The sequence below is a fragment of the Endothiovibrio diazotrophicus genome (assembly GCF_054657215.1).
Genome location: NZ_BAAHXB010000157.1, coordinates 1 through 11,143, shown reverse-complemented (window position 1 = coordinate 11,143; position 11,143 = coordinate 1). Strand labels below are relative to the sequence as shown.

The following is an 11,143-nucleotide window of genomic DNA, read 5'->3' as shown; positions in this document are numbered from 1 at the left end:
ATCCGCTGGCAACGACGGCACTCTTCGCATCTGGGACCCTCGATCCGGCGACAACCTCCTCTCCATCGACGCCTCTCAACACGGTATCCGCGCCTGCGCCTTCTCCCCCGACGGCGCCGCCATCGCATCCGTTGGCGACGACGGCACTCTTCGCATCCGGGACCCTCGATCCGGCGACGAGGTCCCCTTCCGGATCCACTACCTCGGCCACGGCCAATTCGCCGTCCTCGCCCGCGACGGCACCCGCATCCTCCAGACGAGCCCCGAGGCGTGGCGCTGGCTCGGCTGGCTCGGCACCGCCCCCGACGGCCGCCGCACCCGCTACCCCGCCGAGATCTTCGGCCCCCTGCCGGTGGTAGAGCGCTGATCCCCCCTCGACCCCTCCTGTAGGAGCGGCCCCAAGGCCGCGATAGCCGAGCGGGACATAGGCGTTTGGCGTGAGCAGGATGCCGAGGGCGGACCCCCGTTCCGCCGACCTCCGCAAGCCTCGTCACGGCGCGGCACTCCGCCCGATCGCGGCCTAAGGGGCCGCTCCTACATCAACCGCCCTCGGCGCTCCACGCCGTGCAACAAGGAGGGGAAGGTAGGCGCCCCGTCGTCGCTACCGCGGCGACGCAAACGAAGGCACCCTTGCCCGATTCACCGCCGAACCGATCCGAACGGGAGGACGCAATCGGCAAGACCATCACGGCCCCGACTCTTCTGCCTTCGTTCTGATCACCCCTCGCCCCCTCCTGTAGGAGCGGCCCCCAGGCCGCGATGCCCGAGCGGGACATAGGCGTTTGGCGTGAGCAGGATGCCGAAGGCGGCCCCCCGTTCCGCCCACCTCCGCAAGCCTCGTCACGGCGCGGCACTCCGCCCGATCGCGGCCTAAGGAGCCGCTCCTACATCAACCGCCCTCGGCGCTCCACGCCGTGCAACAAGGATGGGAAGGTAGGCGCCCCGTCGTCGCTACCGCGGCGACGCAAACGGAGGCACCCCTGCCCGATTCACCGCCGAACCGATCCGAACGGGAGGTCGCAATCGGCAAGGCCATCACGCTCCCAACTCTTCTGCCTTCGTTCTGATCGCCCCTCGACCTCCCCTGTAGGAGCGGCCCCCAGGCCGCGATGGCCGAGCGGGACATAGGCGTTTGGCGCGAGCAGGATGCCGAGGGCGGGCCCCCGTTCCGCCCACCTTCGCGAGCCTCGTCACGGCGTGGCACTCCGCTCTATCGCGGCCTGGGGGCCGCTCCTACATCAACCGCCCTCGGCGCTCCACGCCGTGCAACAAGGATGGGAAGGTAGGCGCCCCGTCGTCGCTACCGCGGCGACGCGAACGGAGGCACCCTTGCCCGATTCACCGCCGAACCGATCCGAACGGGAGGCCGCAATCGGCAAGGCCATCGCGGCCCCGCCCCCGCTGCCTTCGTTCGCGTCGCCGCGGTAGCGGCGACCTACGGGCGGGTCTCGACGGGCGGCAGGGTGCCGTCGTCGCGGCCGATGTCGAGGGGCAGTCCGAGGGCGGCGGTCAAGAGTGGAAGAAAGAGGCCAAACGGGTAATCAAGGCGGAGCTGGCCCGTTCCGACGTCACCTATCAGGGACTCGCCGCGCAGCTTGCCGAAATCGGCGTCAAGGAGACCACCAAATACAGGCGACGTGCGAAAGATGATGGAGGAAACACGCGAGAAACGGTAGCTCGGCGCGTTTGGTAGAGTCAAACAGTGGTTGGAGTATTCGGCCCGGCGGCGAGAGTCGTCCGGGCCGAACTTTTTTGGAGCGTCAGGAGCGTCAGAACAGATCGAGCGAGCCAGTGGGGCGGCGGCCGGCCTCGAGATTGTCGTTCCATAGGAGGAGTTCGCGGGCGGCAGTCCCGCCACCGCCGACGGTGTAGGTGATAGCCAGCTCCTTGTGGTGGAGGCCGGCCTGGTCAATGAACAGGGCGCGGATGGCGGGGTGGTCGTTGATGGAGATCAGCACGGCTCCGGCGACGGTGGTCGCCATGTCCGCCATCCGCTCGTACTCCGACCAGGGGAAGTCCACTCCGTAGCCCTCTGTCTCCCAGTAGGGAGGATCCAGGTAGTGCAGGGTGTGAGGGCGGTCGTAGCGCTCCACCACCGCGTGCCACGACCCATGCTCGACGTACACGTTGGCCAGCCGGAGGTGGGCTGCACTCAGCTCCTCTTCAATTCGAAGGAGATTCAGCCTCGGAGGGCTGGTGGTGGCCGTGCCGAATGATCGCCCCGCCACCCGACCGCCGAAGCTCAGTCGCTGCAGGTAGTAGAACCTCGCGGCCCGCTGGATGTCCGTCAGGGTCTCAGGTCGCTTCATGTTCTCCCACTCGAACATGGTTCGAGAGGTAAGCGCCCAGCGAAACTGCCGCACGAATTCATCCAAGTGGTTGGCCACAACGCGATAGAGGTTCACGACGTCACCCTGTACGTCGTTGATCACCTCCACATCGGACGGGGGCTTGCCGAAGAAGACAGCAGCAGCCCCTGCGCACGCCTCCACGTAGCAAGTGTGCTCCGGGAGCAGTGGGAGAATTTCTTTGAGGAGCCGGCCTTTGCCGCCGATCCACGGGATGATGGGTTTGCTGTCGAACATGAGCTACCAGACGCACAATGTGTGATAAGGTCTCCGACGCTGCGTGCACGCGGCGAGGGGGCCTCGGCTTGGGCTCACGGTCCGACCACCGTGGGTATCAGGGGCCGCCTGGTGCTCCAACACCAGGCGGTCGCCTCCTCTCTCCTATCTACACCTCGATATCAAACATCGGCAGATCGGGAGCCTCTCCGTCGATCTTGCCGGCGACGATCCACACGGGGGTATCGGTTGGGTAGGCAATGCCGATGGCCCGGTACGTGGCCCCAGAGGGGCCGCGGACGGTACTGGTGCCATCAGTGTTGATCGCGATCACCCGCCCGTAGCTCCGCGCCTCTGAAGGCACCAGCGCACGGAATGCGAGCGCCAGATTAGTGGACACGCCGTTCGACCTCCACCGTCTGGTACACCGTCAGCTTGCCGTCGCGATCACGCTGTCCCGTGACTTGGACACCACCGGACAGGCCGCTCCACGGCCCAGTTGTATCCATCACCCGAACCAGTTGGTCGGGCTCGATCAGCGCACCATCCACCAGCCCGGCCGCCGCCAACGGTAGGCGCAGCGTGCTGATCGCGCCATCGCCGGAACTCCACAGGATCTCCTGTGCGCGGCCCCGGCCAGCATCCACGTCGGTGATCAGTGGGTCCACCACTTCGGGGGCGGGGTTGGCGCCGTAGGCGCCGCTGCGGGTGGCCACCACCAACACGCCGTGCCCAGTGCGACCCATCACCACCGCCCGATCATAGGCCGGCTTGGGAGCCCAACGGGTCGTCACCCGGATCACCCGCCGTCCGGCCACCGTCACATCCGGAGTCGACGAAGACCACCCGGCAGGGTCAGACGGATAGCGTGGCGTCGTGACCAACCTTAATCGAGACCGATCAGCCCTCACTCGGCCACCGCCGGCCCGCGCGATCTGGCTGATCGCCCCCAGAGGGGTCAGATCCTGATAGGACCACGCCCCCGCCGGCACCCACCAATCCGCGCAGCGCCAATCGATATCCCAGCCAGTGAACTCCAGTTCCGCAGCGGCCAACTGCTGAGCCAGGGCATCCATGCCAACCACCACCGAGCGCGCCGTCGCGTAGGGCGCCGCCAGCCGAGCACTCAACGACAGACCGCCGATGGTCACGGATCGGCCGTCGTTGGAGCGATCATCGTCGATGGTGCTCACGACGAACCGCCAGCTGTAGCCGTTGATCCTGGCTTCCACCTCCGTGCCATATTCAACCTCCGAGAGGCCCCCTCTCAGATCCGCCCGCATCTGCCACATGGCCGCCTCGCCATCGATGGATACGGTGATCGACGTGGCAGGCAGCTCGAGCCCGTCGGAGACGCGATACAACCCCATCTCCGGCCGGTAGATGGCCATCGCCCCCGCAGCCGGCAGGATGGCAACCTCCGCGGTGGAGGCAGAGACCCAGGTGATCGCCCTGGTGCGACCGCCAGCCCCCCACGGGGCCTGTACACTGCGAGTCACCGCTCGGGGCAGCTCCCATTTCCCGCCCGTCTGCCCTGCTCGCCGAGGCTGGGTGGGCCCCCAGGGCGCGGCGGTGGTGCCGACCGCACTGGCTGGCACGCCCCACGCCCCCCCCGTGCTCCCAGCGCGCTGCGGCTTAGCCGCATCCCAAGGTGCGGTGGTGGTGCCGACCGCACTGGCCGGCACGCCCCACGCCGCCCCTGTGCGCCCTGCGCGCAGCGGCTGCGGGGCCCCCCAAGGGATGTGGGTGGTGCCCTGCAGGCCGCTGGCCAGTCGCCATGCCGCCACCGTCACACCCTGCTGACGGATAGGCGATGACCAGGGCGCCGCTGCCGTAACACAGGAGAGCGGCGGCACGCGCCACCCGATCGTCTGGGTCGCCGTCTGCCTGGCGCCGCCACTCCACTGCAGGCTCGTGCTGCCCACGATCCGCATCAGGCCGCGTTCCCCCGCAGCTGGAGCGCGATCTTATCGGACCGGTGAGACAGCGCACCCGGAGTCACGGTGCGCACCAGCCATATCGGCACCTGCGCCGAGGTGGTACGGAAGCGCAGTGCATTCCCCGCCCCCCAGCCGCCCCCCCAACCGTCTTTTTGAATCACGAAATACGGAGTGCCGGTGACAGGGTTGATCGGAGCTATATCCTCGGTGATCGGCAACCCTTCGGCAATCACCCCCACATCCTCGCCGATCACCCGCACCGCCGATGCCGAGGCGAAGGAGACCGACCACCGCTGCTCGATGGCCCCGATGTTATCGACCTGGATGGGGTAGGTGCCCGTGTTGTAGGTGCCGGTCGCCGCCTCTCCCGGAGTGTCGCTCCAGCTGTTGGACCATGTGCGCAAGTCGAAGACGTCCGTCGCTCGAGCCCCCAGGTCCGTGAACTGCACCGCGCTCGCCACCTTCGCGGTGGTGCCGTACGAATTCCCCAGTGCCCCACCCAGACTGATGCGGCCGTTGATCTCCACCTCATTCGCAATCGCCAAGTCGTCATACTGGAATGACAGCCAAAACGGCACCACGAACCCGCTCAGGTCGGCATCGTCCGGTACGTCGATACGTCCCGCCAGGTCATCGTAGCGGACGTGATCTCCATCTGCTGGCGATTCGACCGAACCGACCGTGAGTGACTGCCCGTCCGAGTCGACCAGACTGACCCTGGATATATGCACGAACCCGGTATCGTAGGACGCACCGGGCGCCAGCGCTGGCAGATCGGTGGAGTGCTCGTCGAACACCACCAGCAAATCCCCCCGCCGGAATATGACCACCTTGCCATCCGCGGGCAATCTCACCGGATCAATACCGATGAGTTCGGCGTTTTGCGGCAATGACGAATACACGACGCAATTGATCGTGACCGATGACGCGATCACCGAATCATTGAACGTCACATGGTAGACACCAGACTCGAAGTCGACCGCGCCAGATCCACCGCCGCCGAACTGACCCAGATCATTGGACGAGACGAACAGCCGATTCCCCCCAACCGTGGTCGCGGTCAACGACATGCCGCTGGGGCGGATGGGGGCGCCAGGGGTCCGCGCATGCACCGATTGCAGCGTGGCGGGGGCGACTTCCGTCAGCAGCGACACCACCACCACCCGATTGTCCAACCCGCCGTCATACTCCCTGATGGCCGCATCCCACGTGTCGTAATTGACCGTCCCCGCGAACGTCCCGGCCCCGTCCGACAGGCTCGGATCGCGATACAGATTGCCCTGCCTGGCGTAGTACCGCGCATTCCCCAGCCCCAGCACCAACGATCCTTCGACGATGCGATCGGTAGTATTCTCGTTGACCACCAGCTCCAGAATCGGAGCATCCACCGTCACCGTCCGCGGCGTCGGGGTGTCCCCGGGGCTGGTCCACTGCGCCACGATCGCTCCGTCCGGCGTCTTGTCGGGAGTCACGATCAGCTCGCCAAAGGCGCCCAACTCCGCTACGCCATCCCCGGAGAAGGTGCCATCCCCTCCCTGAGACACCGCCTGGTCCGCGCCGCCGGCCTGCCACGTCGCGACGACCGTGCCGAGCTCATATCCATGGGTGAGCTGTATCCGCACACGGCCGGCCGCCTCCCCCGTCCGCTGCACGTACCCCTCTTCGGCACCCCATGACCACAGCAGACCCCCCCCCGTGTCCGGCAGCGCAGCCAACGACACCGACACCGACCCCGTGCCATAGTTGACCGTCCCGGAACCGTCACCGCCGAGAGTGCCATCCCCCGCGTCGGTGATGCGGTACCACCGCCCCATGGCTGGGTACTCGAGCAGTGCCGTGCCAGGTGCTGGCGGCGGCTGCATCGTGAAGATGTAGGTATATCGGCGGTTGGCGGATTCGATCGGAGTAGCCGCGGTCCTCACGGGATCATGCCTCGACACCGCCGGGAGAAAGACCACCTCAAAGTTCCAGTCGGCAAAGGTCGGGCTCCCCAAGACTATCCGGCCATCTGCATAGTCAATCGTGGCGGGGCCGATGCCAGACGCCGTGCCATCTCCGTTGTCGGTGGCGTACAACCCGCCCGAACCGTACGCGTTGTACCGGTTGATCTTTACCGTGCCGGGCGTGGCGGCGCACGGCAGGAGCAGCTCGGCGATGCCGCCGCCCCACAACCAAGGCGTCGCCACCTCAGCGGTCCCGGCCTGCACCAACTGGCCCCGAGTCGGCAGCGCCGCCACATCGACCAAAGCGCTCTCGCGCTGAGAGGATGGCGCCAACGGCTGACGCACATCCGATACCGTCACCGTAGTACTGCCCGCAGTCACTGGCTCCACCAGCCGGGCGGTGCCGAAATACTCCGTGGCGGAGGCCTCGACGGTCAGCCGGACCTTGACGTCCGATTCCGCGTAAAAGCATGTGGGTGTTGGGCCGATGAACTCGATGCGCAGCGGATCCACGATCTCGATCTCGGCGACCTGCACCTCGAATTCGTCGCACTGAGCAGTCTTGAACGACTGCATCCTGGAATCGACACCAGCGATGCGCACGAACTGTTTCGTTTGAGGGTTGGCGCCTTCGTCCACCAGACACAACACCTCACCGATCTCCGGCAGCGGCGCGTCTCGATCTCCCCACAGCTGGAGGCTGCGCAATCCAACCAAGTGACGCTCCAACAGCCGCCACCGCGATTCCACGCCAGCAATCACATAACTCTCCACCCGATCCCGAGCCTCCGCTCTGGTATCGGTGTGGCTGCCGGTGGTGAACATCACCACCGACACATTCGGGTCATCGGGGATCTCCGACAGCACCACATGGGGCCCATACAGTCGCTCCGTCGTCGGCGTGCGGAGGGCGGGGTAGACCTTCCGGAATTCCGTGGAGCCGCGGGTTGCCGAAGTGCCGGAGATATGGCTGAAGATGCTGTTGACCTGACCGTCCTGGATGACTCGCCCGCTGGCTCGCCCGCCCGCGTTGTCTGCGTCACTCATGTCGCTCGATTCGAGCAATACAATGTCACCGTTTTCCACTTAGTCACACCTCCATAAACCGTACAGTCAACACGCCCGCAGGCGCATCGCCCCAAAACCGATCCAACTCCACCGGCTTGACTCCGTCGGTGCGCCAGATCACGCGCCGAGCGGTCGCCTCGCCGTCGAGTGTCAGCGCGAACGTTCCACCGACCGTTTCCAGCAGCTCCTGAGCGAATGCCACCGTCGCCACCCCGTAGGCCTTGTTCCCCTCCCGCCACCCGGCCAGGGTGATCGGCCGGCCGCCCCGCGTCGCCGATTGCACCAGCGGCTCACCGGTGAGGGAGAGGTCGACGTGACTCGCCTCCGCGCACCAGTCCCAGTCAATCCACACCAGCCCGCCAGGCAGCTCGATCGCGTCTCCGGACTCGTAACCTTGAGCATCCACCGCCACCAGACGCATCACACCACCCTCAGCCCGGCCTGCTCGATCACCTGAACCAGCCGATGACCGAACGCCTCGATGTCACCATCGGTCAGCACATCAACATCGAACCCGCCAGCCTCCAGGCGGATCGTCCGGAGGCCGCCGCTCGTCGCCTGGGTGGGCTGCGCGGCAGGGGGCGTCGTTGGGGGCGGGGTGACGGTGCGAGCAGTCGCCGGAGTGGGCGCGGGATCGGCCTGCGTGTCGATCTCAGCCTTGCGGGCGGCATGTACCCGCTCCAACAACCCGAGCGCCTTTTCCGCCTCTTGGGCGACATCGCGGTTGAGCCCGCGCTGCGCCTCGTCGAGCTGCTGCTGCAGGGCCCGCTTCTCCTGCTCGTAGTTGCGGCGCTCGATCGCCGCCTGATCCCCCTCCAGGCGGTCGAGTTCATCCTGCAGGCGGGATACCGTGGAGGTGATGGAATCCTTCAGCCGATCCGAGGCGGCGGCCACGCGCTCGATCTCGCGGGTGATGCCGTCGAGCTGGGTTTGGTCGAGCAGGTCGAAGGTTTGGACCGTCCGCCGCGCCTGCACCACCAGCCGCTCATTCGCCCCCTCCACGCCCTGCAGCTGGGCCTGCAGCTGGGCCGCGCCCTCCGCCTGTTCGGCGAATTGAGTGATCAGGCTGCGCTGATGCCGCATCAACTCCGCCCAACTGGATATCGAAGAATCCGGGATATAAAACGAATCCGCCGCCAGCCGAGCCCGCTCCGCCAGTTGGGCCAGTTCCCCATCGACGCCCTCCACCTCGTAGTACGCATTCGCCAGCGAGGTGGAGAGGTTGCGGAACATCGCATCGGTGCCCAGCGCGATGGAGGCCATCGTGTTGGACACCGCCGCCGCCCGTTGGTCCACCGCCTCCATCCCGCTCGCCAGCTCCTCCGCCGTCAGCTTGCCCTCGGTGCGCAGCCGGCGGAGCTCCTCCTCCACCGCCTGGATCTCCGAGATGGTGGTCGCACTCTGCAGCGCATCCTGGATCCGGGAGAGCGCATCCCCCGTATCCTCCGCCGCCTCCGCCACTTGGTGCAGCGCGGCGGTGGTGCGCCCCTCCATCGACTCCGCCGACGCCGCCGAGCGGTGCAGTTCCTCCGACACCTTCGCCTGTGCCGCCGCTGCCCGATCCCCCGCGGCCTCTGCCGCCGTCTTCCACCGCTCGGCGGCCTGCGCCAGCCCATCCGCCGACGCCTGTCCGCTTGCCTTGATCCGCTGATAATCCGCCTCCGCCTGATCGGCGACCGCCTTCAGCTCGGCGCGGGATTTTATGCCCATCCGCTGGAAGGCGGCAGCCAAGTCCCGATCCACGGTGGCCGCCAGCGCCTGGTGGCGCCGCTCCAGCAGCGCCACCCGCGCCTCGTACTCCGATGCGGACAGCTTCCCCTCTTCGAATGCACTCCGTAGGGCCTTCCCCAGCTCCTCCACGCCCCGAACATTCGTCACCTGACCCAAGGCGTTATCGAAGCTCCGACGAACCGCCTCACCGCTCGCCTGAGCGTTGTCTGCCACCGCCCGGAACCCATCCACCGCCACACGGGTGGCGGCATCCATGCCCGTCTCCAGCTCCTTCGCGTCTACTCCCAGCTGTTTCAGGGATGCGCCCAGAGACGCCCGGAGGATCAACTCCAGATTCTCGGCGCCGCCCTCGATCTCACCGAAGGCGGCCTCCGCCTCGAATTGCAGCGACTGGAGCTGTTCCCCGGACAGCTTGTCGAGCGCCGCCCCCAGCTCCTTCTCGATCTGCTCACCGGAGAGCTCCGCCTTCTCCCCCATGGCGGTGATCAGGTTGTTCAGCTCTTCGACGGCGGCCACGCCATCGATGTTTCCGAGATCCAGCTTGCCGAATGCCTTCGTCGCATCGCCGGCCTTGTCGATCCCGTCAACGACCTTTTGCAACTCCTTCGACAGCTCCGAGTAGGCCGTTCGCGCTTCCGTGGCCGTGGCGACCACCGCGTCCCCGGCCGCATGCGCCGCCGGCACCACGCCGTAGACCCGATCGGCGTACTCGGCGATCGATTTATCCATCTCGGCACGCGCCGCGAGGATATCGTCGGTGAAGCCGGCAAAGTCCCGCTCCGTGAACCGCGCCACCGCCAGGCCGATCTCCGACCCCAGCTCGCCCATGTAGGCGGTGGCGGTCTTCGTCCCCACCGCCACATGCTTCACCAGATCACCGATCGCCTCCAGGCCGCCGGCCGCCCCATCGAACAGCCCCGTCTCCGACGCGAGAAGCGACAGTTCGCGGAACCCATTCATCAGCCGCGCCTGTTTCGCGGCGAACGTGTCGATCGCCGCCTCCCCTCGACCGAACGACTCCTCGAGCGCATCGGCAAACCTCGGGAGAAAGTCGGAGGCGGCGAGCTCCCCCTGCTCCATCATCTTGCCGAGCTGGGCGGTGGTGACGCCCATGGCCTTTGCGGCGGTTTGCATCGCCCCGGGGAGACGCTCGCCGAGCTGGCCACGCAACTCCTCCGCCTGCACCGTACCCTTGGAGGCCATCTGCCCGAGGGCGAGCAGCGCCCCCTCGGTGTCCGCGCTGGATTTGCCTAGCCGCGCCATCGACTCGGAGACCGCACTCCACACCTTGCGGACATCCGCCCCGGTGAGCGCCGTCCCCTTCGCCGAGGCCGCCAGCAGGGTGTACGAATCCGCCGCCGCCCGCACATCCAGCCCGAGGCGATTCGCCTCGGAGCGCACATAGGCGATCTCCGCCGCCGCCGCCTCGCTGGAGCCGACGACCTGTTCCATCGACTTGGCCCACGCCTCGGCGTGCTTGTTGGCGTCGACGATCTCCTGGAGCACGAAGGCGGAGGCGATGGTCTGCACCGCAGCCCCGAGATCCGCCGCCCCCGCCCGGACGTGGCCCAATCCCTCCTGGCCTTTACGGCCAGCCTCTTCGGCCGCCTCACCAATCCTCCAAATAGCGAGTCGAGCCTGTTCGGCCGGCGGCAAGACGCCGTTGTTCGCCGCCCGCAAGGTGGCGGCATACTGCCGGGCCGCGGCCTGGATCTGGGAATAAGACGCTACGCCCGAATCACGGATCGTATAGAAATCCCGCCGCGCCTCGTCGACGGTGCGCTCCAGCTCATCGCGGGATTGGATGCCCATGCGGCGGAAGGCGTCCCCCACATGGTCCACCGCCTCCACCTGCTGATACACCGCCAGCCGAGCCCGATCCGCTTCCGGCACGATC

Annotated in this window: 8 protein-coding genes; 2 read left to right on the top strand and 6 right to left on the bottom strand. The window is 67.0% G+C overall.

Annotated features, from left to right (window positions below; genetic code table 11):
* A partial coding sequence (locus ACYQ2W_RS23945; protein WP_459873110.1) for a WD40 repeat domain-containing protein occupies nt 1-367 on the top strand: 367 nt, incomplete at its 5' end.
* A gap of 765 nt (nt 368-1,132) precedes the next feature.
* Nucleotides 1,133-1,693, top strand: a complete 561-nt coding sequence (locus tag ACYQ2W_RS23940) for a DUF6471 domain-containing protein (RefSeq protein ID WP_459873108.1) — start codon at nt 1,133-1,135, stop codon at nt 1,691-1,693.
* 76 nt (nt 1,694-1,769) lie between these two features.
* On the opposite strand, the gene ACYQ2W_RS23935 is transcribed toward ACYQ2W_RS23940, so the two are convergent.
* The 6 genes from ACYQ2W_RS23935 to ACYQ2W_RS23910 form a co-directional block, all read right to left on the bottom strand.
* Nucleotides 1,770-2,585: a DNA adenine methylase gene (locus ACYQ2W_RS23935; RefSeq protein ID WP_459873106.1), complete on the bottom strand. Its 816-nt coding sequence runs from the start codon at nt 2,583-2,585 to the stop codon at nt 1,770-1,772.
* A 148-nt stretch (nt 2,586-2,733) separates the two neighbouring features.
* On the bottom strand, nt 2,734-2,964 hold the full coding sequence (locus ACYQ2W_RS23930) for a hypothetical protein (RefSeq protein WP_459873104.1): 231 nt from the start codon (nt 2,962-2,964) through the stop codon (nt 2,734-2,736).
* Entirely contained in the window at nt 2,954-3,955 is a 1,002-nt protein-coding gene (locus ACYQ2W_RS23925) for a hypothetical protein (RefSeq protein ID WP_459873102.1), read from the bottom strand. Before ACYQ2W_RS23925 ends, ACYQ2W_RS23930 begins: the two co-directional genes overlap by 11 nt.
* Before the next feature lie 542 nt (nt 3,956-4,497).
* Entirely contained in the window at nt 4,498-7,533 is a 3,036-nt protein-coding gene (locus tag ACYQ2W_RS23920) for a hypothetical protein (RefSeq protein WP_459873100.1), read from the bottom strand.
* 4 nt (nt 7,534-7,537) lie between these two features.
* Complete coding sequence (locus ACYQ2W_RS23915) at nt 7,538-7,936, bottom strand: hypothetical protein (protein ID WP_459873098.1); 399 nt, start codon at nt 7,934-7,936, stop codon at nt 7,538-7,540.
* Nucleotides 7,936-11,143 (bottom strand): tape measure protein (locus tag ACYQ2W_RS23910; RefSeq protein ID WP_459873096.1); only part of this gene is annotated, 3,208 nt, incomplete at its 5' end. The genes ACYQ2W_RS23915 and ACYQ2W_RS23910, both read right to left, overlap by 1 nt.